The sequence below is a fragment of the Pseudomonas mucoides genome, assembly GCF_015461845.1.
GTDB lineage: Bacteria > Pseudomonadota > Gammaproteobacteria > Pseudomonadales > Pseudomonadaceae > Aquipseudomonas > Aquipseudomonas mucoides.
In genome coordinates this window covers 1368386-1392497 of record NZ_JACOPW010000001.1, presented here as the reverse complement: position 1 = coordinate 1392497, position 24112 = coordinate 1368386, and the positions used below count along the sequence as shown (strand labels likewise).

Sequence of the window (24112 nt, the reverse complement as noted above, 5' to 3'; positions counted from 1 at the left end):
TAAGACCGGCACACCGGGCCAAGTTCCTCAGGCCATGCCCAAAACCTTGAACAAAAATGCGTATTCGAGCGCTACGTCACGCAATCCCTGATATCGACCGCTCATCCCGCCATGCCCGGCACCCAGTTCGGTCTTGAGCAGAAGGGTATTGCTGTCGGTTTTGGTCGCGCGCAATTTCGCTACCCACTTGGCCGCTTCCCAGTACTGCACACGGCTGTCGTTGTAGCCGGCGATCACCAGGGTCGCCGGATAGGCTTGCGCGGTGACGTTTTCGTAGGGGGCGTAGGTCTTGATCCGATCATAAACGTCCGGCTCTTGCGGATTGCCCCATTCGTCGTATTCCGTGACGGTCAGCGGCAGGTCTGGGTCGAGCATGGTGTTGAGCACGTCGACGAACGGCACTTCGGCAATCGCCGCGCCGAACAATTCCGGGCGCTGATTGAGCACAGCGCCAATCAGCAAGCCACCGGCACTGCCGCCGCTGATCGCCAGTTGCGGCGCGGTGGTGAAGCCGTTGGCGATCAAATGCTCAGCACAGGCAATGAAGTCGCTGAAGGTGTTGTGCTTGTGCTCCTGCTTGCCGGCGCGATACCACGCCTCGCCCAATTCACCACCGCCGCGCACATGCGCGATGGCGAAGGCCATGCCGCGATCCAGCAGGCTCAGGCGGGCGTGGGAGAACCACGGGTCGAGGCTTTCGCCGTAGGCGCCGTAGCCGTAGAGATACAGCGGCACGGGTTGGCCCTGGTGCTCGCGTTTGACCACCAGGCTGATCGGCACTTGTGTCCCGTCCGGCGCGGTGGCCCACAGGCGCTGGCTGACGTAGGCATCGGCGTCGAACGGGCCGAGCACCGGGGTTTCCTTGAGCACTTTCTGCTCACCGTTGTTCAGTTCCAGCTGACGGATTTGCGCCGGACGGTTCAGGGCTTCGTAGCGCAGACGGATCCTGTCGCTGACGAACTCCAGACTGTTCTGGACATGCAGGCTGTAGGCCGCGTCCGGCAATTGCACGCGATAAGGCGTCAGGCCTTGTGGGTGGACTTCAATGATCGGCAAGCCACCTTCACGCAGGCTCAGGGTCATGGCGCCGGTGTTCAGGCTCATGCCTTCGATCATCACGCTGTCGCTGTGGGGGATCAGGTTCTGCCAGTCGGCTTCGGTCGGCGCCACGCCGGTATCGACCGCGCTGTACAGGGCAAAGTTGATGCCGTCGCGGTTGGTGCGAATGAACCAGGCCCATTGGCCGTCGAGGGCGCCGTGGTCGACGTCGTATTCATGGTCCTCGACCCGTGGCGCCAGGCAGGTGAAGGCCTGATGCGGCAGGGCGGCGTCTAGCGCCCAGACCTCACTGGTGGTCTTGCTGCCCAGGGACAGCAGCAGTTGCAGTTCGGAGCTGGAGCGGTAGCAATGCAGGAAGAAGCGTCCGTCCGTTTCATGGAACACTTCTTCGGCGGCTGTACCGTCCAGTCGATAGCGGAACAGTTTGTGCGGGCGATGGGTGTCGTCCAGTTCGCCGAAAAACAGGGTCAGGCTGTCATTGGCCCAGGTCATGCTGCCGTCACAATCCTGGAACTCCAGCTCGCTGACTCGACCGTCGGACAGTTCCTTCACGAACAGCGTGTAAATCTCATCGCCCGTGGAGTCGATGCTGTAGGCCAGGCGTTGGTGGTCCGGGCTGATGCTGAACGCGCCCAGGGAAAAGAAGCCGCCGTTGGCCAGTTCGTTCGGGTCCAGCAGCAACTGTTCCTGGCTTTCGTCGAGTTGCAGGCTGTCATCAGCCGGGCGTGGACAGCGGTAGTGCCGGGCATATTCGTCACCGGCGGTGGTCCGCGTGTAATACAGGTACGGGCCCCAAGGGGAGGGCAGCGACAGGTCGGTTTCGAGAATCCGGCCCTTGATCTCTTCGAACAGGGTTTCGCGCAGGCCGGCCTGATCGGCGGTCAACGCCTCTTGATAGCTGTTTTCAGCCTTGAGGTAGTCGAGCACCGCATCGGTGTCGCGCTCCTGCAGCCAGGCATACGGGTCATCGCCCTCGGCCTTGCGGGCAATCGGAGCAGCGGAAACGTTGGCGGATAAGGGCATGGATGGCTCTCGTGCAATGTAAGAAATAGGGGCGTTGCAGACCACAGTCAGCTCTGGACTCAGTGCAAAACCTGTGGAAGCGAGCTTGCTCGCGATGAGGCCATTACATTCAACATCAGTGTTGAACGACACACCGCTATCGCGAGCAAGCTCGCTCCCACAGGTTGGGTGTCTTGACCGGCTGGTATTGGGGCAAGCCTGATCTGCGAAAAGTCGTTACTATAAGCGCCTCTTTGCCTGCCTTGCCATGGACACCATGACCGAGAACGACTATCTGATCGCTTGGGGCTGCTACGCCTTTGCCGCTTTTGGCTGCCTGTTGGTGTGGATGCGCTTGACCCGCTGGATGTGGCGCTGGCTGCGCGAGCCGCTGCGGCTGCTGGTGGCTGTCTTGCTATTCAGCCCGACCATCATCGATCCAGTGAAAGATAAAGTCGCGCCGGCTATCGCCATCACGGCGCTCGACCTGTTGTTCAAGGTTGGCAACAACGCCTGGCGAGCGATTTCCGATCTGTTGATGTACGGCATGATCGCCTTCGGCCTTTACCTGGTCATGGTGGCGATCCGCTTCCCCATCGAGCGCGCTTCCAACGCTCGCAAGGAACAGGCCGCCGCCGCCAAGGCCGCGGCCAAAGCCGAAGACCCGGACGATGATCATCCCTTCGGCGGTGCCGGCGATGATCGTTATGGTCGCCCACCGGTGCCGAGCAATCCGCAGCGATTGCGCGTCGAGCCGCGTTTATAACCTTGCCCCTGCCTTTTCATCGAGAATCCGAGCATGTGTGAGTTATTGGGCATGAGCGCCAATGTGCCGACCGATATCGTGTTCAGTTTCACCGGGCTGATGCAGCGCGGCGGCCGTACCGGTCCGCACCGTGATGGCTGGGGGATCGCTTTCTACGAGGGCCGTGGCCTGCGTCTGTTTCAGGACCCGGCCGCCAGTTGCGAGTCGGAAGTCGCGAACCTGGTGCAGCGCTATCCGATCAAAAGTGAAGTGGTGATCGGGCACATCCGCCAGGCCAATGTCGGCAAGGTCTGCCTGTCCAATACCCACCCGTTCGTGCGCGAGCTGTGGGGGCGCAACTGGTGTTTCGCCCACAATGGCCAGCTCGCGGACTTTCAACCGACCGCCAGTTTCTACCGTCCCGTCGGCGACACCGACAGCGAGGCGGCGTTCTGCGATCTGCTCAACCGCGTGCGCGCCGCGTTCCCGGAGCCGGTCGAGATTGAACGGCTGCTGCCAGACCTGGTGGCGGCCTGCGCCGAATACCGTAGCAAAGGCGTGTTCAACTGCCTGCTCAGCGACGGTGACTGGCTGTTCTGTTATTGCTCGACCAAATTGGCCCAAATCACCCGTCGGGCGCCATTCGGCCCGGCACGATTGAAGGATGTCGATGTGATCGTCGACTTCCAGGCCGAAACCACGCCCAACGACGTGGTGACGGTGATCGCGACTGAACCCCTGACCGAAAACGAAACCTGGACCCGTTACGAACCGGGCCAATGGAGCCTCTGGCGACGCGGCGAATGCGTCAGCCAGGGCAAGACCGAATAAGGATCTCCCCCGATGTTGCTCAGTTACCTACGGCTGGTGTTGTTTGCGGCGGGCCTGTTGATTGGTGTCCAGGTGCCGGGTTTTATCAATGATTACGCCAAGCGGGTCGAGGCGCACCTGATTGAGGCGCAGACCGGTTTGAGCGGTTTCCAGGGCACGGCCAACGAGTTCTTCAAGGGCGACATGCAGGCGCTGGTCGCCCATTACCGCGCCAGCGAAGACCCGATCTTTCGCAGCGATGCCGACAGTCTGAGCAACTTGCTGACCCGCCAACTGGCGTTGGACAAGCAATTCCAGGCGATGCAAGGCCCGTGGTACATCCGCTTCCTGCAAGTGGTACTGGCTGCTGACCCGGATATCCGCAAGGAAACCTGGAATGGTTACAGCTACCAGATCCTGCTGACCCCGGAAGCGATGATCTGGGGCATGAGCGGCGCATTGCTGCTGTCGTTCGGGATCGAATGCCTGTTCCGCTTGATCGACTGGGTGGTGCTGGGCGGCAAACGCCTGCGCCAGAGCCGGCCGATCGAAGACCGGGATGTGCGCGGCCTCTAATAACCAAAGCGCAGATCTGTGTAACAGCTGCCTCGTGCCTCGGCAGCTGCTACAAGGGTTCAGTCAGCAAGAACGATGTAATCCTCACCCATCTCCTGCGCATACCGTTCCAGCACCTGCTGACACAACGCCACAATCTCCTCGACCCATTCAACACCCGTGCGCCACGACACCACCACCTGCAAATCCGGTGGTCGTTGACCGATGGGCAGCAGGGTCAGTTCCCCGCGCGCCAGCTCCTCGGCCACCAACACCGGCGGTAGCGCGCCAATGCCGAAACCATCGCGCAACAACCGGGTGATCGCCGACACCGAGTTCACGCAGTTCAGGCGTGGCGTCATCACGCCATTGGCCTGCATCAGGGCGAGCACCTCTTGATGCGGATGGGAGTTTTTCGAGTAGGTAATGATCCGCTCGCGCGCCAGATCGGCAATGCCGGAGTACTCGCGGTTGTAGAGAGAATTGCTCGCCGCAATCCAGCCCATGGGATGGCTGGCCAGCTCCAGGCTGCGCACGCTTTCCTGGCGCATCAGGTCGGTTTGCAGGATCAGGTCGAGAAACCCTTTTTGCAGCTGATCGCAGAGGTTGAGCGACGTATCGGCCACCAGTTCGATTTCCACCAACGGATAGAGGTCCGTCATCTGCGCCACCAGCGGGCTCAGCCAGGTGTGGATCACCGTGTCCATGACGCCGATCCGCACCCTTCCAACCTTGCTCGAACGGGTCTCGATCGACTGTTTGAGTGCCTGCATGGTGTCCATCATCTGCTCGGCATAGTCGAGCACTTTCAGGCCTTCGGGCGTCAGGCTGACGCCGCGTGAATCGCGCAAAAACAGTTTCACCCCCAGCTCGCTTTCGAGCACGGCGATGCGGCTGGATATCGAGGCCTGGGTGGTGAAGAGCTTGTCGGCGGTCAGGCGAAAACTCTTGAGTCGAGCGACCCAGACAAAGGTCTCGAGAAACTTCAGATTCATGGGATCAACTTTTTCTTATGCCTAAGCCCGGTTTTTATTAGTTGGACGCAGCAGGGCCACGGACCCAAAAATCGGCGCATCCGGTTCCCACGATAGGCGTCGTCGGGGCTCAGAACAATACCAATAAAAACTAGCGCGGAGATTTGCCATGAGTGCGCCCGACACGCTCGACATCCCCAAAACAACGGCCCGCCCGGGACCTTTCGACTGGTACCGCAACATCAATCAGCAGGAACGCCGCACCTTCTGGAGCTGCAAGATCGGCTATGGCCTGGACGGCATGGACACCCAGATGCTCAGTTTCGTGGTGCCGACCCTGATTGCCATGTGGGGCATCACCACCGGCGAAGCCGGGCTGATTCACACCAGCACCCTGATCGCCTCGGCCATTGGTGGCTGGGTAGCGGGGATACTTTCGGACCGCATCGGTCGCGTGCGCACCTTGCAACTGACGGTGCTGTGGTTCGCCTTCTTCACCTTCCTCTGCGGCTTCGCGCAAAACTACGAACAACTGCTGATCAGCCGCACCCTGATGGGCTTCGGTTTCGGCGGCGAATGGACCGCCGGAGCGGTGCTGATGGGTGAAGTGATTCGCGCCAAGGACCGTGGCAAAGCGGTGGGCATGGTGCAATCGGGCTGGGCGCTGGGGTGGGGGCTGACGGCGATTCTGTATGCGCTGCTGTTCTCGGTGTTGCCACCGGAAGACGCCTGGCGTGCGCTGTTCATTCTCGGCATCGTGCCGGCGATTTTTGTGATCTTCGTTCGTCGCCTGGTCAAGGACCCGGAAATCTACCGCGAGGCCAAGGCCAGACAGGAACCGAGCAACCCGGCGAAGTTCTACGAGATTTTTGCTCCTGGCATCCTCTTCACCACGATTCGCGCGTCGGTGCTGACCACCGGTGCATTGGGCGGTTACTACGCGATCACGTCATGGTTGCCGACGTTTTTGAAGAACGAACGGGGCTTGAGCGTACTCGGTACGGGCGGTTATCTGGCGATGGTGATCGTCGGTTCCTACGTCGGTTACGTCATCAGCGCGTATTTGACTGACATCCTCGGCCGCAAAAAGAACTTCATCCTGTTCGCTGTTGGCTCGTTCACCATCGTGCTGCTTTACACCCAACTGCCGGTCAGTAACGGCGTGATGCTCTGGCTGGGTTTCCCGCTGGGCTTCTTCGCTTCGGGGATCTTCAGTGGCATGGGCGCGTTTTTGACTGAGCTGTTTCCGACGCGGATTCGCGGCTCGGGCCAGGGGTTTTGCTACAACATTGGTCGGGCGCTGGCGGCACTGTTTCCGCTGCTGATCGGCTTGCTCAGCCAGAAGGTGCCATTGAGCGTCGGTATCGGGGCGTTTGCGGCGGTGTCTTACGGCGTAGTGATCCTCGCCGCGCTGAGTCTGCCGGAAACCCGTGGCAAACAACTGGATGCGCAGTAATCTGCCTACATCTGACAAGAATAATGCCTACAGGAGTGTTCACCGTGAACCGCCTGCTATTGAACTGCGACATCGGCGAGAGTTTCGGCAACTGGACCATGGGTCTGGACGCCGAGGTCATGCCCTTCATTGATTGCGCCAACATCGCCTGCGGTTTTCACGCGGGCGATCCAAGCATCATGCGCAAGACCGTCAGCCTCGCGCTGAGCAACGGCGTGCAGATCGGCGCGCACCCGGCCTATCAGGATCTGGTCGGTTTCGGCCGGCGCTCCATGGCATACACCGCCCAGGAACTCCAGGACATCCTGCACTACCAGATTGGCGCTCTCGACGGCATTTGTCGGGCCCAGGGCGGGCGTGTCAGCTACGTCAAACCCCACGGTGCGATGTACAACGACATGATGGCCAATCCGGCGCAATTGCGTGCGGTGCTGCAGGCCGTGGCGACGTACGACCGCAGCCTGCCACTGATGTTGATGGCCACCCGTGACAACAGCGCCGCGCAGCAACTGGGCGATGAATATGGCGTGACCTTGTGGTTCGAAGCCTTCGCCGACCGCGCCTACGACAGTGCGGGCATGCTGGTTTCGCGACAACTGCCGGGCGCAGTGCATCATGATCCCGAAAAAATCATCGGGCAGGCACTGACCATCGCCCGTGGCGACCACCTCACTGCCAGCGACGGCAGCGCATTGCATTTGCAGGCCAACACCCTGTGCGTGCACGGCGACAACGCCAGTTCGGTCGCCGCCGTGCGACGGATTCGCGAAGCCCTTGATCAGCAGAGCGCGCCATGAAACTGCGGGTAGAGGTGGTGGCGCTGGATTGCCTCATGGTGCGTCTGTTCGATGAGATCAGCGAGGCCAACATGCCGTGGATGCTGGCCGCCAGCGAAAATCTGCGGGCCGCGTTCGGCGAACATCTCATCGATCTGGTGCCGTCCTATACGACGTTGATGGTGCATTACGATTTGATCGCGCTGAACCCGGCTCAGGCTCGGGAATTGATCGCTCAAGCGTTGATTGATCTGTCGCCCAATACCCGCACTGGCGGTCAATGCCACGTGCTGCCGGTCTGGTATGACCTGAGTGTCGGCCCGGAGCTGAGCCTGTTGTCGCAGCGTAGCGGGTTGGCGGTGGAGGAGGTGATCCGTCGTCACAGCGGTCGCGAGTATCAGGTGTTTGCCTTGGGTTTTGCACCGGGTTTCGCGTTCATGGGACTGGTCGAGGAAGTGCTCGCCGCGCCACGCTTGAATACCCCACGCAAAAAAGTCGCGGCCGGCAGCGTCGGCATTGCGGAGCGCCAGACCGCGGCCTATCCGGTGGTATCCCCTGGCGGCTGGAACCTGATCGGTCGCACCCCGAGCAAACTGTTCGACCGTGAACGCGACGGTTACAGCCTGATGCAACCCGGCGACACGGTGCGCTTTGAAGCCGTCAGCCATGCTGAATTCATCCGTCTGGGCGGTGACGACACGCCATTGGAGGCGCAGGCATGAGCCGCTTATCAATAGAGGCAAGTACACCGCTGTGCCTGTTGCAGGATGCCGGTCGTTTTGGCGTGCGGCATCTGGGCGTGACCCAGGGGGGCGGGCTGGATTGGCGTTCAATGTCCTGGGCCAACTGGCTGTTGGGCAATGACCTGAAGGCGCCGGTGATCGAAATTACCCTCGGCGGGTTCACCGCGGTGGCTGAAGAAGATTGCGTGCTGGCGCTTGCTGGGGCGGATCTGGGAGCTCAAATCGAGGGCCAGGCGCTGGCGCCATGGCGTAGTTTCCGGCTGCATAAAGGTCAGCGATTGCAATTCACTCAGCCGCTGCTCGGGGCTCGGGCTTATCTCGCGGCACCGGGCGGATTTGAGGCGCCAAGTGTCCTGGGCAGCCGTTCGACCGTGGTCCGTGAGGAACTGGGCGGTCTGGATGGGCGGGGCCGGGCGTTGGCCAAAGGTGCGCAATTGAGCTATGCCGGGAGTGCGTTGCTCCTGTTGCGGGCGTTACCGGCGGAACACCGACCGGACTTCTCCGATGATTCGCCGCTGGATCTGGTGCTGGGCGCACAGATCGGCGAATTCAGTGGGCAGAGTGCGTTCGACGCGTTCAACAGTGTGTGGACCCTCGACAGTCGCGCCGACCGGATGGGTATTCGCCTGCTGGGCACGGCGTTGCAATACCAGGGAAAACCGATGATTTCCGAAGGCATCCCGCTCGGCGCAGTGCAGGTGCCACCGGACGGGCAGCCGATTGTGTTGCTCAATGATCGGCAGACCATTGGCGGCTATCCGCGACTGGGGGCGTTGACGCCGCTGGCGTTGGCGCGGCTGGCGCAGTGCTTGCCGGGGGCGAAGGTGCGGTTGCGGCCGGTGATGCAGGAGGTGGCGCATCGGGAGCAGATCCAATACCTGCATCGTTTCCTGAATAGCTAAAAGCATCGCGGGCAAGCCCGGCTCCCACAGGATTTTGGGGGTTCACATACTGTGTGAACGACCTCAGTCTTTGTGGGCGTCGGGCTTGCCCGCGATGGCGGCCTGAAGGGCAGCGAAGATTACTTGGAAAGAAACCGCATCCCTTCCTCCAACCCCCGAAGGGTCAGCGGATACATCTGGTCATCGATCAAGTCCCGCACAATATTGGTCGACGAGGTATAGCCCCACGTATCTTTCGGATACGGGTTAATCCAGATGAGTTTTTTGTACTTCTCCTTGAACCGCTGCATCCACACATAACCGGCTTCTTCGTTCCAGTGCTCGACGCTGCCGCCGGCCTGAGTGATCTCATACGGGGCCATGGCGGCGTCACCGATGAAGATCACTTTGTAGTCGGCGCCGTACTTGTGCAGCAAGTCCTGGGTCGAAGTGCGTTCGGAGGTGCGACGCATGTTGTTCTTCCACACCGATTCATAAATGAAGTTGTGGAAGTAGAAGTACTCCAGGTGCTTGAACTCGGTCTTGCAGGCCGAGAACAACTCCTCGCAAATCTTCACATGCGCGTCCATCGAACCGCCGATGTCGAACAGCAGCAACAACTTCACGGTATTGCGCCGCTCCGGCCGCATTTGAATATTCAGCAGCCCGGCATCTTTGGCGGTGTGGTCGATGGTGCCGTCGATGTCCAGCTCTTCCGCGGCACCCTGGCGGGCAAACTTGCGCAAGCGGCGCAGGGCCACTTTGATGTTGCGCGTGCCCAGTTCCACCGAGTCGTCGAGGTTCTTGTACTCGCGCTGATCCCAGACCTTGACCGCCTTGCCCTGACGCTTGCCGGCATCGCCGACCCGAATGCCTTCCGGGTTGAAGCCGCCAGAGCCAAACGGACTGGTGCCACCGGTGCCGATCCACTTGTTGCCACCGGCATGGCGTTCTTTCTGTTCTTCGAGGCGTTTCTTGAACTCTTCGATCAGTTTGTCCAGGCCGCCGAGCGACTGGATCGCCGCGCGTTCTTCGTCGGTCAGGGACCGTTCGAATTCCTTGCGCAACCAGTCTTCGGGAATCAGTGCCTGAAGGTGATCGTCGAGTTTTTCCAGGCCATTGAAGTAAGCCCCGAACGCTCGGTCGAACTTGTCGAAATGCTTTTCGTCCTTCACCAGAATCGCCCGGGACAAGTAATAGAACTCGTCCATGTCGGCGAAGGTCACGCGTTGTTTCAGCGCATTGATCAGGTCCAGCAGCTCACGCACCGAGACCGGCACCTTGGCGGCGCGCATTTCATTGAACAGGTTGAGCAGCATGGCATCAGCCTCTTAGCGGGTGCCGCGACGGCTCATGAACGCCAGGCGCTCAAGCAATTGCACGTCCTGTTCGTTCTTCACCAGCGCACCGGCCAGCGGCGGGATGGCCTTGGTCGGATCGCGCTCGCGCAGTACCGCTTCGCCGATGTTGTCGGCCATCAGCAGCTTGAGCCAGTCCACCAGTTCGGAGGTCGATGGCTTTTTCTTCAGGCCTGGTACTTTGCGCACGTCAAAGAACACGTCCAGCGCTTCGCTGACCAGGTCTTTCTTGATGTCCGGGTAGTGCACGTCGACGATCTTTTGCAGCGTGACGCGGTCCGGGAAGGCGATGTAGTGGAAGAAGCAGCGACGCAGGAACGCGTCCGGCAGCTCTTTCTCGTTGTTGGAGGTAATGATGATGATCGGGCGCTTCTTGGCCTTGATGGTCTCGTCGATCTCGTAAACGTAGAACTCCATCTTGTCGAGTTCTTGCAGCAAGTCGTTCGGGAACTCGATGTCGGCCTTGTCGATTTCGTCGATCAGCAGAATCACCCGTTCTTCGGATTCGAACGCTTCCCAGAGCTTGCCCTTTTTCAGGTAGTTGCGAACGTCGTGGACCTTTTCCGTGCCCAGTTGCGAGTCACGCAGGCGGCTGACCGCGTCGTACTCGTACAGGCCCTGATGCGCCTTGGTGGTGGACTTGATGTGCCAGGTGATCAGCTTGGCGCCGAAGGACTCTGCCAGTTGCTCGGCCAGCATGGTTTTACCCGTGCCCGGCTCGCCCTTGACCAGCAGCGGACGCTCCAGGGTAATGGCGGCGTTGACCGCCAGCTTCAGGTCATCGGTGGCGACGTAGGCCTGGGTGCCTTCGAACTTCATCTGCTAATCCTCGAACGGTGACGCCGACCTGAACGGGGCAGGGCGGGACGCAATAATGGTGATGCCCGACTATACCGCGCTGCCCGGTCGACTGTGAACGCAGACGACTTATTCAGTCTCTGAATGGGGCGTCACATCTTGACTCAGTCTTGGCGGCTTGCAGACTTAACCCGCCTCAGGCTTGGGCCGTTCATACCGGGCGTTGAACGCCTGGATGAAACCATTGCGCAAAATCTGCAAAAACGCCTGAAACGCGCTGATGTCCTGGCGATGCACGTTGCCGCTCAGTTCCACGCGGGTTGCGAACTGGTTTTTACCCTGGTTTTTCAGCACGGTTTCAGAGCCGCCGACGATGGCTTCCCAGATGGAGCGGAAAATCCCCTTGTCCTTGTTTTCCACGTCTTGCTGCCAATTGAACACGTCGACGTCCTTCAGCAACGGTTTGATGTAGCCCGTCAATTGGGCTTTTTTCGCTTGTGCTTCGATGACCACATCGCCATGACCGGCATTGAAGTCGAATTTGCCGTAGGCCGAGGCGAAGTCGTTCATGCGTTTGAGTTCGATGTCCTTGGCACGCAGGCGGAATTCAAAGTCTTCAAAGTTGCTTAAAGGGTCGAAGGTTGCAGTGGTTTCCAGTGGCGCATGCCCAAGCAGCAGGGCCTTGCCTTCGAAGCGAGCGTCACGCTTGCCTTGTTTGTCGACCACATTGGTCAGGTTATAAATGCTGGCATTGACCTGCGTGGCGTTCATGTTCACCGGAGGTTTGGAATTGAAGTTGCGAAAACTGAGTTTGCCGTCATAGATCCGCACTTCGTCCAGGGTAAACGGGGCCAACTTACTCAGTTGCGAACGCCAGTCAGTGCCCTGACCGGTTTGCGAGTTTTGCTTATTGGCGCCGCCGTCGACGAAGTTCACCTCGGGATTGAAGAATTGCACCCGGGCCACCACCGCATGGTCGTACCACAGCGAATGCCAGCTGACGGAAAGGTCGATCAGCGGCGCATTGACGAACGGCACCGGCACCTTGCCGTCGACCTTGACGATTTTCAGCCCGTTGATTTTATAGGCGCCGCGCCACAGGGCCAGGTCCACATCGGTGACCTGGCCCCGGTAATCACCCATATTCGCCAGTTTGTCGTTCAGGTAATCGCGCACCATGTAGGGCAGGGCGATGTGCAGGGCTATCAGCAGCACAACGAGGCCGGCGAGGGTCCACAGGGGCCAGCTGTATCGACGCTTCATGATGGCAATTCTCTGGCGATGTAAAGCCATTGACTGCGCCTGCTTCAGGACGTTCGGTCGAACTGGACGACCACCGGCAACAGGCATACCTTTGTGGGCTTATTCAATGCTGTACAAGGACCCAGCCATGAGCCGTATTTTCGCTGACAACGCCCACTCCATCGGTAATACACCACTGGTGCAGATCAACCGCATCGCCCCGCGCGGCGTGACCATCCTGGCCAAGATCGAAGGGCGTAACCCCGGTTATTCGGTCAAGTGCCGGATCGGCGCGAACATGATCTGGGACGCCGAAAGCACCGGCAAACTCAAGCCTGGCATGACCATTGTCGAACCGACCTCGGGCAATACCGGGATCGGCCTGGCGTTTGTCGCCGCTGCCCGTGGTTACAAGCTGATGCTGACCATGCCGGCGTCCATGAGTATCGAACGCCGCAAAGTGCTCAAGGCGCTGGGCGCCGAACTGGTGTTGACCGAGCCGGCCAAGGGCATGAAAGGCGCAATTGAAAAAGCCGGTGAAATTGTTGCCAGCGACCCGGCCAAGTACTTCATGCCGGCGCAGTTCGATAATCCGGCCAACCCGGCCATCCACGAAAAAACCACGGGTCCGGAAATTTGGAACGATACCGATGGCGCCGTCGATGTGTTGGTGGCGGGTGTCGGAACAGGTGGAACCATTACTGGTGTTTCGCGGTATATCAAGAATACACAGGGCAAACCGATTATCTCGGTGGCCGTTGAGCCTGCGGGTTCTCCGGTGATCACCCAGGCCCTCGCCGGTGAAGAAATCAAGCCGAGCCCGCACAAGATCCAGGGCATCGGCGCCGGTTTTGTACCGAAGAACCTGGATTTGGCGATGGTTGATCGGGTCGAGTTGGTCACAGACGACGAGTCCAAGGCCATGGCCCTGCGCTTGATGCAGGAAGAAGGGATTTTGTGCGGTATTTCGTGTGGTGCAGCCATGGCCGTCGCGGTACGCCTGGCGGAAACCCCGGAAATGCAGGGCAAGACCATCGTGGTGATTCTGCCGGACTCCGGCGAGCGCTACCTGTCGAGCATGCTGTTCAGCGATCTGTTTACCGAACAGGAGAATCAGCAATAAGCGCGTCAGTGGACTGAGTGTTCGTTGATGAGGCGACGGGGCTGAATTCAGGTCAGCCCCCGTTCAGGAACCCTATGTTAAGAAGTGCTTTGTTGCGCATTCCTTAATACTGAATGTTGTATCAGGCGGGTTTTTCCCGAGGTCGGTAATGTTTATCATGGCCGACTGCCACGTCGGGTGAATGGCGTTGTGCGTGAGCCTAAATCTCAAGGAGTCGTTGATGAGTTTTTCCTTTGCCGCGAAAGCGTCGGTGTTGTTGCTGTTTCTGGGCAGCACCCTCTATGTCCATTTGCGCGGCAAGGCGCGATTGCCGGTGTTACGGCAATTCGTCAATCACTCGGCACTGTTTGCGCCCTACAACGCCTTGATGTACCTGTTCTCTGGTGTGCCGTCCAAACCGTATCTGGATCGCAGCAAGTTTCCGGAACTGGACGTGCTCAAGGACAACTGGGAAGTTATCCGCGACGAAGCCATGCACCTGTTCGATGAGGGTTATATTCGTGCGGCTGAAAAGAACAACGACGCCGGTTTCGGTTCGTTCTTCAAGAAAGGCTGGAAGCGTTTTTACCTCAAGTGGTACGACAAGGCTCTGCCCTCGGCAGAAGCCCTGTGCCCAAAGACCGTGGAACTGGTCAACAGCATTCCCAACGTAAAGGGTGCCATGTTTGCGTTACTGCCAGGTGACAGCCACCTCAATCCGCACCGTGATCCGTTTGCCGGTTCCTTGCGCTATCACCTGGGGCTGTCGACCCCCAACTCCGATGATTGCCGCATCTTCGTTGACGGCCAGGTCTACGCCTGGCGCGATGGCGAAGACGTGATGTTCGATGAGACCTATGTGCACTGGGTCAAGAACGAAACCGGGACAACCCGGGTGATTCTGTTCTGCGACATTGAGCGTCCGCTGAGTAATCGCCTCATGACTGGCATCAATCGCTGGGTCAGCGGTTGGCTCGGCCGCGCCACAGCCCCTCAAAACCTTGATGATGAACGCGTGGGCGGGATCAACCGGGCGTATGCCTGGAGCAAGAACTCCAGCGATAAGGTCAGTGGAGTGGTTAAACAGTGGAAACGTCGTCATCCCAAGGCCTACCGCGTACTGCGGCCGGTGTTGGCGGTGCTGGTGCTGACGTTATTGGGGTATTGGCTGTTTGGCTGAGGCCTGACAAGAACTGAAAAGCCGCTCCTTGGAGCGGTTTTTTTCGCCGTTTTCAAGGGCGCCCGGCGAGCAGGCTCTCAGAGTAGGCCTCCTTTCTTTGGCTGTCGTTACCGGCCCTTTTTCCAAGTGATTGCAATCGATGTCTATCGCTGGTTATAGTCGGCGCACGGTGATTTCAACCCACCGTCCACTTCATCAAAAAAGATCAGCCCAATGCCTGCATTCCACATCAACGCGGTAGTCGATTCAGCGGTCAACGCTGGCGTCTTGCCGTGCGGGAATCAGCAGCCTGCGCAGATCAGTCATTACCCCCCACCTGTCCGTAGCACGCCGGTGTACGCCGTCGTATCACCGCCGGGCGTTGGCATTTCGGGCTGATCAGCTTCTCTTTGCTGCTGCCCTTTGCCCGCCAGAAAAAACTACTGAATTTCAGCTTCGGCTGAGTTGGCTTTTGCCTGACTACAGGTGGTCTTCATGTTTGTCCTTTCGAAACAATCCGCGCTCGCGGCGGCGTCCACGAGCCTGTTCGTCCTGCTGTGGAGCAGCGGGGCGATCTTCTCCAAATGGGGCCTGGCGCATGCGTCACCCTTTGCTTTTCTGCTGGTGCGCTTCGCCATCGCCTTGTGCGGTCTGGTGCTGCTGGTGCCTTTGCTCAAGCTGAAGTTGCCCAAGGGCGGCAAGCCGATGTTGTATGCGATGGCCACGGGCGTGGTGTTGCTGGGGGCTTATCAGATTTTCTATCTGCTGGCCCTGGACCTGAAAGTCACCCCGGGCGTGATGGCGACGATCATGGGCGTGCAACCGATTCTGACCGTGGTGCTGATGGAACGTCAGCGCTCCCTCAGCCGGATGTTCGGTCTGGGGCTGGGTCTGGCGGGATTGATCATGGTGGTGTATCAGGGCATCGGCCTGGCCGGCATGTCGATGGCCGGGATGCTCTTCGGATTGCTGGCGCTGGCGAGCATGACGTTCGGCTCGATCATGCAGAAACGCATCACCGACAATCCCCTCGGCACACTGCCGGTGCAATACCTCGCCGGGCTGTTGCTGTGCGGGATCTTCGTGCCGTTCCAGCCGTTTCATTTTGAACACAGCACGGGCTTTATCGTGCCGGTGTTGTGGATGGGACTGGTGGTGTCGGTGCTGGCGACGTTGCTGCTGTACCGCTTGATCGCCCGGGGCAATCTGGTGAATGTCACCAGTCTGTTTTACCTGGTGCCGGCGGTGACGGCAGTGATGGACTACCTGATTTTCGGCAACAGGCTGGCGGCGCTGAGTCTGCTGGGCATGCTGCTGATCATCGTCGGTCTGGTCTTCGTGTTCCGTAAAAACGCGTAAACCGAAAAAGGCCCGGAGCATTTAATGCTCCGGGCCTTTTTATTTGGCCAACGCGTGCTCGGCCCGCACCGAATTCATGAACGCCTGCATCGCCGACGATTGAATGCGATGACGCCGGGTGATCAGCCCATAGGGCGGCAGCCGTGCTTCGAACTTGATCGGCAAAATGGCCAGCAAATCCCGACCGGGATAGTCTTCTACCACCGACACCGGCGTGACGCCGAGCATGTCGGTCTGCTGCACCAGCGAAAGCAAAGTCATGATCGAGGTGGTTTCGACAATGCTGCTGGGGATGTCGACCCGTGCGTTGTGGAACACCTGATTGATGATGGCGCGCATCGGGCTCGGATGCTGTTGCAGCACCCAGGTCATGTGCTGCAGTTCCGCCCAGCTCAGCTGTTTCTCCTGCGCCAGCGGGTTTTTCGCCCCGGCGATCACGCACAAGGCTTCTTCACCGAGGCTGTCAAACAGCAACTCCTCGGCCCGCGCACCGGCCGGAATCCGCCCCAATACAATATCCAGTTGATCCTGCAATAGCGCTTGCACCAGCACGTCGCTGGTGTCGACCTGGATGCTCATGGACAACCGCGGATGGCTCTGTTTCAAGGTCGCGATGGTGCGGGTCAACAGTCCCGAGGCCAGTGCCGGAATCGCACCGACCGCGACACGGCCAAGGTTGCCGGACTCCAGCGCCACCAATTCTTCACGCATGCCGCTGAGTTCGGCGAACACCATGCGCGCATAGTAAATGACGGTTTCGCCGAACGGGGTAGCGCGCATGCCCCGGGGCAGGCGTTCGAAGAGTTCGACGCCGAGCAAGTCCTCGGCTTCGTGGAGCATTTTGGTCGCGGCCGGTTGGGTCATGCCGATGTGGTCGGCGGCGCGGCGCAGCGAGCCGAATTCCTGCAACGCCAGCATCAACCGCAGTTGGCGCAGACGCAGTCGACTGTGGATCACATTGGCAGGAGGAATTCGGGTCATGGGCCGTGGCTCGCAAGGAAGTCTGCGGCAAGCCTGACAACAAATGTCAGGCGTTGCCAGCATTGCTGTGTCACAGCACCGATTTGGGTTTGGCGACGTGGGGTTTGCGCAGGCCCATCAGGCCGCCCAGCGCCTTGGAAATCAGCGGCCAGAACAGCATCAGCAGCGCCGCCGTGGTCAGGCTGCCCACCAATGGGTTGGACCAGAAGATGCCCAAATGACCGTCAGAAAACAGCATCGACTGACGGAACGCATCTTCCGCCTTGTCGCCCAGCACCGCCGCCAACACCAGTGGCGCAATCGGATAACCGAGTTTCTTGAACAGATACCCCAGCGCGCCGAAGCCCAGCATCAGCACCACGTCGAAGAACGAGTTGTGCACCGAATAGGCACCGATGGCGCAGACCATGATGATGATCGGCGCAATGATCGAAAACGGAATCCGCAGGATCGAGGCAAACAGCGGCACGGTGGCCAACACCACGATCAGGCTGACCACGTTGCCCAGGTACATGCTGGCGATCAGGCCCCAGACAAAATCATGCTGCTCGACGAACAGCGTCGGGCCAGGGTGCAGGCCCCAGATCATCAAGCCACCGAGCATCACCGCCGCCGTGGCCGAGCCGGGAATGCCCAGGGTCAGCATTGGCAGCAGGGCACTCGTGCCGGCGGCGTGGTCGGCGGTTTCCGGGGCGATCACGCCTTCGAGTTCACCTTTGCCGAAGTTCTCTCGGTTCTTGGAGAATCGCCTCGCCAGGCTGTAGCTCATGAACGACGCGGCCGTCGGGCCGCCAGGGGTGATGCCCATCCAGCAGCCGACCAGCGTGCTGCGCACAATCGTCCACCAGTAGCGTGGCAACTTGGCCCAAGTGCGCAGGATCACCATCGGTGTGATGCGCGCATGCTCGCCGCGAAACACCAGGCCTTCCTCGACGGTGCAGAGGATTTCACCGATGCCGAACAGGCCGATTACCGCCACTTCGAAACTGATGCCCGTCATCAAGATTGGCTGGTCGAAGGTCAGGCGCAGGTTGCCGGACACCGTGTCCATGCCGACCGCCGCCATGGCAAACCCGATCATCATCGCCACCACGGTTTTCAGCGGCGGGTTCTTGCTCATGCCGATGAAGGTGCAGAACGCCAACAGGTACACCGCGAAGAACTCCGGCGAGCTGAACGACATGGCAAACGCGGCAATTTTTGTCGACAGAAACGTCAGCAACAACACCCCGGCCAATGCGCCGATCAGCGCCGAACTGAACGCCGCAGTCAGTGCCTCGGCGGCACGACCTTCACGGGCCATCGGGTAACCGTCGAACGTCGTCGCCACCGATGAGGGCTCACCGGGAATGTTGAACAGAATCGAGGTGATCGAGCCGCCGAACAGCGCGCCCCAATACATGCACGACAGCAGAATGATCGCCGACACCGGCGACATGGTGAACGTCAGCGGCAGCAGCAACGCCACGCCATTGGGGGCGCCGAGGCCGGGCAACACGCCGACCAGAATGCCCAGCAGCACGCCGATCACCATCAGGCCGATATGCCCCGGGGTCAGGATCAGGTTCATGCCTTGCAGCAGGGAATCGAACTCGCTCATTTGAAATTTCTCCCGGCCAGGGCAATCCAGTCGCCCATCGGGCCGGCATCCAGCGGGACCTTGAACCACAGCGCGAAAATCAGGTAGCTGGCGAGCACCGCACCCAGCGACACCGTGCCGATCATCAGCTTGCCGTAGGGTTTGACGCGGACGTTGTCACGCCACATGAACCAGGCAATGAAACAGGCTGAGGCCACGTAAATACCGGTGAACGGCATGGCGCCGACAAACAGCGCAATCGGGATGAACACCGACAACACTTGCTTGAATGCGCTGCGGCTGACGAATGAAATGCTCAGGGCTTGCCAGCGCACCACGGTCAACACGCCATTGCCGACACTGGCGGCACTCAACAGCAGGCCGATGTAGAAGGGAAAGTAACCCGGCTCGGGGCCGGAATCGCCCCAGCCGATACCTTGTTCGACGCTGCCGAACATCACCACCGCGCCGATCAGCGTGGTGAAGAGTGTCAGGCCGAGTTCGACCCAGCGGGTGCCGACCAGCGCCGGTGAATCCGAAGATTGGGACATCAAACACCTCCAGCAGGTGACGGCCGCGCGCATGCGGACGGCCGTTGGCGACTCAGTTTTTCAGCCAGCCGGCTTCTTTGAACACCGGGGTCACGCGGGCGGTGTCTTTCTCAATGTAGGCGGTCAGCGGCTCGCCTTCGAGGAAGGTCGGCACCAGTGCGTTCTGTTTCACGTACGCCTTGAACTCCGGCGTCTCGGTGACTTTGCGCATCAGCTCGACATAGAACGCGCGCTGTTCGGCCGTGACGTCGCCAGGCATGAACACGGTGCGCGGAAAGCGGTACTGGTCGATGCCCAAGCCTTCTTCATGGCAGGTCGGCACGTCGGCCCAGGATTTATTCCCGGCGACTTTCTCGGTGTAGCCCATGCGCTCTTTACTGAACACGCACAGTGGCTCGACCTGGTCGCCGCGCCATTGGCTGATGCTTTCGCTGGGGTTGTTGACGTTGGCGGCGATGTGTTTGCCGGCCAGTTGGGTCGCGGCTTCACTGCCGCTCTTGAACGGGATGTAGACGAGTTTGGCGTCGTTGGTCTGGTTCAGCAGCAGGGTCAGGGTCTGGTCGACATCCTTGGACTGGCTGCCGCCCATGCGCAGGTTCGACGGGTCCGCCTTGACCGCGGCGTAGAAGCCCTTGGCGTCTTTCCATGGCGCGTCTTTGTAGCTCCAGAGAATGAAGTCATCCTCGGCCACGGCGGCGACGGGCGTCAGTTCCTGCCATTGGTAACCGAGCTTGGACACCAGCGGCAACAGGTAGATGTTGTTGGTGCCGATCACCAGTTTTTCCGCGTCGCCCTTGTTCATCTTCAGGTCGAGAAAGGCTTCGGCACCATTGCCACCGCCCTTGTTGAGGACGATGGTATTCACATCGAGAAACTTGTGGGTGGTGATGATCGACTGGATCAGGCGACCGAGTTGGTCAGTGCCGCCACCGGGACCACCGGCGACGACGATTTCGACGTTCTTGTCCGGCTGCCAGGCAGCGCTGGCGAGAGCGGGAAGGGCGCCAGCGGCGATCAGTGTGCAGCCGAGAAACAAACGGGAGGTGCGACGGACGAATGCATTTCGCATGATGGAATGGCCTCGTTTTTGTGTTTCTTGTAATTGTTATGAGCGGCTTGTCGATGCGGTAAAGCTGCAAGCCTGGCCTGAGTGTGTGAAGCCGCCGGCTCCGCGTCTAGTCAAAACAATACATACACCGATAGCCTGGGGTTATAGGTCTGGGCAGTGAAAGTGGCCGTTAACGCGCCAGGCTTTGCGCCAGAGCCGTTTTCGAGGAAAACCGAAAGGCGGCTATCCGTTGAAAGCTGCCTGAAAGCAGGGCATGCCATAACTCGAGGCTATCGCCTGATTTCAAGTTTTGATTAGACGGTTATCACTGAGCCTTCGATAGTGCTCACCAACGCCGCCACGCCGCGGCAATGTCGTCACCACAAAAATAATAAATCGAGGTACGCACCATGGCTCGTCCCAGTGCTTCCCTGCATCTGCACAATGCTGGTGTTCAATCGGCAGGTGTTCAATCAACCGTAGCGGCCGTCCCGCTCTCCGGGGCGAGCAACGCCAGCAGCGTACGCTGGCGGATTTTCGCGATCATCTTTGCGTTGACCATGGTCAACCTGATCGATCGAGTGTCGCTGTCGATTGCGATGCCGACCATCGCCCATGAATTCTCCCTGTCGCCGAGCCTGCAAGGGCTGATCCTCAGCAGCTTCTTCTGGGCGTATGCGCTGTTGCAGATTCCTGGCGGCTGGCTGATTGACCGTTTCGGCCCGCACCGGGTGATCAGTTGGTCCACGGGGTTGTGGGGGACTTTTCAGGTCATCGCTGCCTTTGCCACGGGCGGTGTGTCACTGCTGTTCGCCCGCGTCGCACTGGGGGCCGCCGAGGCGCCCTTGTTTCCGTCCGGCGGCAAACTGATTTCCCTGTGGCTGGCGCCGAGCGAGCGCAGTCGCGGCGCGGTGCTGATGGACAGTGGCAGCCCGTTGGGCGTGGCAGTGGGCGGGTTGATCATTGCGTACCTGATTGCTTCGCTGGATTCGTGGCGTCTGGCGTTCGTGATCGCCGGCCTCGCAACGCTTGTTCTGGCGTGGCTGGCGCGGCGTTACCTGCGCGATGACCCGGCCACGCATCCACAAGTGAATGCCCAGGAGCTGGAGAAGATCAACGCCGGACGCGCCACGCCGGCTGCCGAAGCCGCCCGTGCGCCGGTCAAGGGGCTGGGCATTGCGGCCCGTTCATTGACGGGTTTGCTGATCGGCCGTGCGAGTTGGGCGATGGTGTATTTCGGTTTGCTGACCTGGGGCCCCAGTTACCTGGCGCAGGCTCGCGGCTTTGATATCAAGGGCATTGGCGCGGCGACCTTCGTGATTTTCATCTGCGGCGCGCTGGGTTCATTGACCGGTGGTTTCCTCTGCGACGGCTTGATTCGCAAAGGTGTGAGCCGCGGTGTGGCAGTCAAGAGTCTGCTGGCGTTTTCCGGTGTCGTGGCGTTGGGCGCGTTCCTGTTGCTGCCGACCCTGAGTGATCCTTTTGCGGCGGTGGCGCTGTTGGCCATGACTGCGTTTTTCCTGATGTGGGGCAGCCTCTACTGGAGCTTCCCGGCGCTGCTGGCGGCGCCGGCCCGGGTCGGTTTGATCGGCGGTGTGATGAACATGGCCGGCAGCACGGGCGGTATCGCGGTGCCGATTCTGGTGGGCGTCATTGTGCAAATGGCCGGTGGTTTCGCGCCGGTGCTGGGGTTCTTTGCGGCGTGCTCGGCGGTCTTTGTATTGGCCACATTGTTTATCAGCCTGGATGAGGTGCGTCATGACTAAGTTGTGGGACGGCCCGATCGTAGACGCCCATCACCATTTCTGGGACCCGGCGATCAATAACCATCCGTGGCTCGCGCCCGAGGCCAACATTGCGTTTCGCTACGGTGATTACAGCGCGATCAAGCGTCGCTATTTTCCCGATGACTACTTCGTCGATGCCGGTGCCCATAACGTCGTGCAAACGGTGTACGTCGAGACTGAATGGAACCCGCAAGACCCGATTGGCGAAACCCGTTTCATCGAGGGGCTGGTCGCGCGCTACGGCGTGCCGAACGCCATCGTCGCGCAAGCCTGGCTCGACCATCCGGACGCCATCGCGGTGCTGACTGAGCAAGCGGGTTTCAAGTGCGTGCGCAGTGTGCGCCACAAGCCTGGCGGTCCTGTCGCACCGGAGCAGGTAGGGCACGTGCGCAGCCTGATGAGCGATGAACACTGGCGCCGCAGTTACGCCGCGCTCGAAGGCCTGGGCCTGCATTTCGACCTGCAGACGCCTTGGTGGAACCTGCACGAAGCCGAACGCCTGGCCCGGGACTTTCCCGGCGTCACGCTGATTCTCAACCATGCCGGATTGCCCAATGACCGCAGTGCCGAAGGCCTGGCCGGTTGGCGCCTGGCGATGGCGCGGCTGGCGCAGTGGCCGAACGTGCGGGTGAAGATTTCCGGCCTGGGCCAGGGCGGCCAGCGTTGGCGCGCCAAGGACAACGCCTGGATCGTGCGCGAAGTCATTGCCATGTTCGGCAGCGACCGGGCGATGTTCGCCAGCAACTTCCCCGTGGACAGCCTGTGCGGCTCGTTCGACGACATTTACAGCGGTTTCAAATCCATCGTTGCCGATTTTCCGAGCGCCGATCAGCAACGGCTTTTCTACAGCAACGCGCAGCAAGTCTATCGCTGCGAGCCTTGCGCCATTGACCGGGCGCGGCCTGAATCCTTGAGGAGTGAAGCATGAACAAAACCACCATCGCGATGGTCCTGGGCGACCCGGCCGGCATCGGCCCGGAACTGATCGCACGCCTGCTCGCCGAGCCCGAGGTGCGCCGTCAGGCCCAGGTGATTTTGATCGCCGACGAGGCAGAAATGCGTCGCGGCATGCGCATTGCCGGGACGGAGTTTCCGTACCGTCGCGTCGAGTCGCTGGAGCAACTGTCATTCGTTGATGACACGCCGCTGTTCTATGACTTTCGCGGCGACACCATTGGCGAATTTGCGCGCAATGAAGCCAGCATCATCGGCGGTCGCTATAGCCTCGATACCCTGGAAAAAGCCTTGCGCCTGACCGAGGCCGGCATCACCGACTCCGTGCTGTTCGGACCGCTGAACAAGACCTCGCTGCACATGGCTGGCATGGCACATAACGATGAGCTGCACTGGTTCGCCGAGTTGCTGGATTTCCACGGGCCGTTCTGTGAGTTCAACGTGCTCGATAACTTGTGGACGTCGCGGGTGACCTCCCACGTGGCGCTGGCTGAAGTGCCGGGCATGCTCACGCAGGCGCGGGTGGTGGAAGCCATTCAGTTGATCGACACCGCGCTCAAGCGCAACGGCCTGGCCAAACCGCGTATCGGTGTGTGTGGGCTGAACCCGCACAACGGCGACAACGGCTCGTTCGGTCGCGAAGAACTGGACATCATCGGCCCCGCCGTGCGCTCCGCCCAGGCGTTGGGGATTGCGGCGGAAGGGCCGTACCCGGGGGACACGATTTTCCTCAAGGTGCAGGGCGATGCCAGTGCCTTTGACGCGGTGGTGACGATGTATCACGACCAGGGACAGATCGCGATCAAGTTGATGGGCTTCTCCCGCGGCGTGACGGTGCAGGGCGGCTTGCCGATACCGATTGCCACCCCGGCCCATGGCACAGCATTCGACATTGCAGGGCAGGGCAAAGCGAATGTCGGGGCGACCCGCCAGGCGTTCGAAATCGCGTGCCGGATGGGCACCAACACCTACTGATCCCCGGTTTTCAACACAACGAAAATCTCCTGTGGGAGCGAGCTTGCTCGCGATAGCGGTCTGATAGTCACAGCAGCAGTGACTGACATACCGCTATCGCGAGCAAGCTCGCTCCCACCTTTGTTTTGTGTTGGGGCTGATAACCCCATCTAGGCAAAAATACAAAAATGCGATCACCCCAGGTTATCGCCGGATACGCATAAGTGATTATCCGCACC

The 24112-nt window shown here is 60.1% G+C and carries 23 protein-coding genes; 14 read left to right on the top strand and 9 right to left on the bottom strand.

Annotated elements, in window-relative coordinates; translation table 11 throughout:
* Nucleotides 1-27: 27 nt before the first annotated feature.
* On the bottom strand, nucleotides 28-2082 hold the full coding sequence (locus tag H8F22_RS06555) for a S9 family peptidase (RefSeq protein ID WP_194939857.1): 2055 nt from the start codon (nucleotides 2080-2082) through the stop codon (nucleotides 28-30).
* Between the two features lie 247 nt (nucleotides 2083-2329).
* Between H8F22_RS06555 and H8F22_RS06550 the strand changes: the two genes are divergently transcribed.
* From H8F22_RS06550 to H8F22_RS06540, 3 genes are read left to right on the top strand one after another with little or no spacing between them, the layout of a single operon-like run.
* Complete coding sequence (locus H8F22_RS06550) at nucleotides 2330-2827, top strand: hypothetical protein (RefSeq protein WP_027925866.1); 498 nt, start codon at nucleotides 2330-2332, stop codon at nucleotides 2825-2827.
* 33 nt (nucleotides 2828-2860) lie between these two features.
* Nucleotides 2861-3637 carry a class II glutamine amidotransferase gene (locus tag H8F22_RS06545; RefSeq protein WP_027925865.1) on the top strand — a complete coding sequence of 259 codons (777 nt, stop codon included), beginning with the start codon at nucleotides 2861-2863 and terminating at the stop codon, nucleotides 3635-3637.
* A 12-nt stretch (nucleotides 3638-3649) separates the two neighbouring features.
* On the top strand, nucleotides 3650-4192 hold the full coding sequence (locus H8F22_RS06540) for a DUF2937 family protein (RefSeq protein WP_027925864.1): 543 nt from the start codon (nucleotides 3650-3652) through the stop codon (nucleotides 4190-4192).
* Nucleotides 4193-4251: 59 nt separating this feature from the next.
* On the opposite strand, the gene H8F22_RS06535 is transcribed toward H8F22_RS06540, so the two are convergent.
* Nucleotides 4252-5166, bottom strand: coding sequence for a LysR family transcriptional regulator (locus tag H8F22_RS06535; RefSeq protein ID WP_059181435.1), 915 nt, complete (start codon nucleotides 5164-5166; stop codon nucleotides 4252-4254).
* Nucleotides 5167-5314: 148 nt separating this feature from the next.
* Here H8F22_RS06535 and H8F22_RS06530 point away from each other — a divergent pair, with 148 nt between their 5' ends.
* From H8F22_RS06530 to H8F22_RS06515, 4 genes are read left to right on the top strand one after another with little or no spacing between them, the layout of a single operon-like run.
* Nucleotides 5315-6601 (top strand): MFS transporter, encoded by a 1287-nt coding sequence (locus H8F22_RS06530; protein ID WP_027925862.1) that lies wholly within the window; start codon nucleotides 5315-5317, stop codon nucleotides 6599-6601.
* 44 nt (nucleotides 6602-6645) lie between these two features.
* On the top strand, nucleotides 6646-7398 hold the full coding sequence (locus H8F22_RS06525; protein ID WP_027925861.1) for a 5-oxoprolinase subunit PxpA: 753 nt from the start codon (nucleotides 6646-6648) through the stop codon (nucleotides 7396-7398).
* Complete coding sequence (locus H8F22_RS06520) at nucleotides 7395-8099, top strand: 5-oxoprolinase subunit B family protein (protein WP_027925860.1); 705 nt, start codon at nucleotides 7395-7397, stop codon at nucleotides 8097-8099. The genes H8F22_RS06525 and H8F22_RS06520 overlap by 4 nt, the downstream gene beginning before the upstream one ends.
* Nucleotides 8096-9022, top strand: coding sequence for a 5-oxoprolinase subunit C family protein (locus H8F22_RS06515; protein ID WP_027925859.1), 927 nt, complete (start codon nucleotides 8096-8098; stop codon nucleotides 9020-9022). The genes H8F22_RS06520 and H8F22_RS06515 overlap by 4 nt, the downstream gene beginning before the upstream one ends.
* Nucleotides 9023-9141: 119 nt before the next feature.
* Here H8F22_RS06515 and H8F22_RS06510 read toward each other — a convergent pair whose 3' ends face one another.
* The 3 genes from H8F22_RS06510 to H8F22_RS06500 all read right to left on the bottom strand — a co-directional run bounded on the left by H8F22_RS06510 (nucleotide 9142) and on the right by H8F22_RS06500 (nucleotide 12450).
* Nucleotides 9142-10320, bottom strand: a complete 1179-nt coding sequence (locus H8F22_RS06510; RefSeq protein WP_027925858.1) for a vWA domain-containing protein — start codon at nucleotides 10318-10320, stop codon at nucleotides 9142-9144.
* 12 nt (nucleotides 10321-10332) lie between these two features.
* A complete protein-coding gene (locus tag H8F22_RS06505; protein ID WP_008035065.1) occupies nucleotides 10333-11178 on the bottom strand; it encodes an AAA family ATPase in 846 nt (281 codons plus the stop codon).
* A gap of 165 nt (nucleotides 11179-11343) precedes the next feature.
* Complete coding sequence (locus H8F22_RS06500; RefSeq protein WP_442966287.1) at nucleotides 11344-12450, bottom strand: DUF748 domain-containing protein; 1107 nt, start codon at nucleotides 12448-12450, stop codon at nucleotides 11344-11346.
* A gap of 97 nt (nucleotides 12451-12547) precedes the next feature.
* Here H8F22_RS06500 and cysK point away from each other — a divergent pair, with 97 nt between their 5' ends.
* The 4 genes from cysK (at nucleotide 12548) to H8F22_RS06480 (ending at nucleotide 16019) form a co-directional block, all read left to right on the top strand.
* Nucleotides 12548-13522 (top strand): cysteine synthase A, encoded by a 975-nt coding sequence (gene cysK / locus H8F22_RS06495; RefSeq protein WP_059181432.1) that lies wholly within the window; start codon nucleotides 12548-12550, stop codon nucleotides 13520-13522.
* A 220-nt stretch (nucleotides 13523-13742) separates the two neighbouring features.
* Nucleotides 13743-14681, top strand: coding sequence for an aspartyl/asparaginyl beta-hydroxylase domain-containing protein (locus tag H8F22_RS06490; protein WP_027925855.1), 939 nt, complete (start codon nucleotides 13743-13745; stop codon nucleotides 14679-14681).
* A gap of 213 nt (nucleotides 14682-14894) precedes the next feature.
* Nucleotides 14895-15059 carry a hypothetical protein gene (locus tag H8F22_RS06485; protein ID WP_194939856.1) on the top strand — a complete coding sequence of 55 codons (165 nt, stop codon included), beginning with the start codon at nucleotides 14895-14897 and terminating at the stop codon, nucleotides 15057-15059.
* 96 nt (nucleotides 15060-15155) lie between these two features.
* Nucleotides 15156-16019, top strand: coding sequence for a DMT family transporter (locus H8F22_RS06480; RefSeq protein ID WP_027925854.1), 864 nt, complete (start codon nucleotides 15156-15158; stop codon nucleotides 16017-16019).
* Nucleotides 16020-16058: 39 nt separating this feature from the next.
* On the opposite strand, the gene H8F22_RS06475 is transcribed toward H8F22_RS06480, so the two are convergent.
* The 4 genes from H8F22_RS06475 to H8F22_RS06460 all read right to left on the bottom strand — a co-directional run bounded on the left by H8F22_RS06475 (nucleotide 16059) and on the right by H8F22_RS06460 (nucleotide 20199).
* On the bottom strand, nucleotides 16059-17000 hold the full coding sequence (locus H8F22_RS06475; RefSeq protein WP_027925853.1) for a LysR family transcriptional regulator: 942 nt from the start codon (nucleotides 16998-17000) through the stop codon (nucleotides 16059-16061).
* Nucleotides 17001-17070: 70 nt separating this feature from the next.
* Nucleotides 17071-18600 carry a tripartite tricarboxylate transporter permease gene (locus H8F22_RS06470; RefSeq protein WP_027925852.1) on the bottom strand — a complete coding sequence of 510 codons (1530 nt, stop codon included), beginning with the start codon at nucleotides 18598-18600 and terminating at the stop codon, nucleotides 17071-17073.
* Nucleotides 18597-19130 carry a tripartite tricarboxylate transporter TctB family protein gene (locus H8F22_RS06465; RefSeq protein ID WP_027925851.1) on the bottom strand — a complete coding sequence of 178 codons (534 nt, stop codon included), beginning with the start codon at nucleotides 19128-19130 and terminating at the stop codon, nucleotides 18597-18599. The genes H8F22_RS06470 and H8F22_RS06465 overlap by 4 nt, the downstream gene beginning before the upstream one ends.
* A 52-nt stretch (nucleotides 19131-19182) precedes the next feature.
* Entirely contained in the window at nucleotides 19183-20199 is a 1017-nt protein-coding gene (locus tag H8F22_RS06460) for a Bug family tripartite tricarboxylate transporter substrate binding protein (RefSeq protein ID WP_027925850.1), read from the bottom strand.
* A gap of 389 nt (nucleotides 20200-20588) precedes the next feature.
* Here H8F22_RS06460 and H8F22_RS06455 point away from each other — a divergent pair, with 389 nt between their 5' ends.
* Genes H8F22_RS06455 through H8F22_RS06445 form a run of 3 tightly spaced genes read left to right on the top strand, consistent with a single transcriptional unit; the run spans nucleotide 20589 to nucleotide 23894 of the window.
* Nucleotides 20589-21944 (top strand): MFS transporter, encoded by a 1356-nt coding sequence (locus tag H8F22_RS06455; RefSeq protein ID WP_194939855.1) that lies wholly within the window; start codon nucleotides 20589-20591, stop codon nucleotides 21942-21944.
* Nucleotides 21937-22893: an amidohydrolase family protein gene (locus H8F22_RS06450; RefSeq protein ID WP_194939854.1), complete on the top strand. Its 957-nt coding sequence runs from the start codon at nucleotides 21937-21939 to the stop codon at nucleotides 22891-22893. Before H8F22_RS06455 ends, H8F22_RS06450 begins: the two co-directional genes overlap by 8 nt.
* Nucleotides 22890-23894: a 4-hydroxythreonine-4-phosphate dehydrogenase PdxA gene (locus tag H8F22_RS06445; protein ID WP_027925847.1), complete on the top strand. Its 1005-nt coding sequence runs from the start codon at nucleotides 22890-22892 to the stop codon at nucleotides 23892-23894. The genes H8F22_RS06450 and H8F22_RS06445 overlap by 4 nt, the downstream gene beginning before the upstream one ends.
* The last annotated feature ends 218 nt before the right edge of the window (nucleotides 23895-24112 follow it).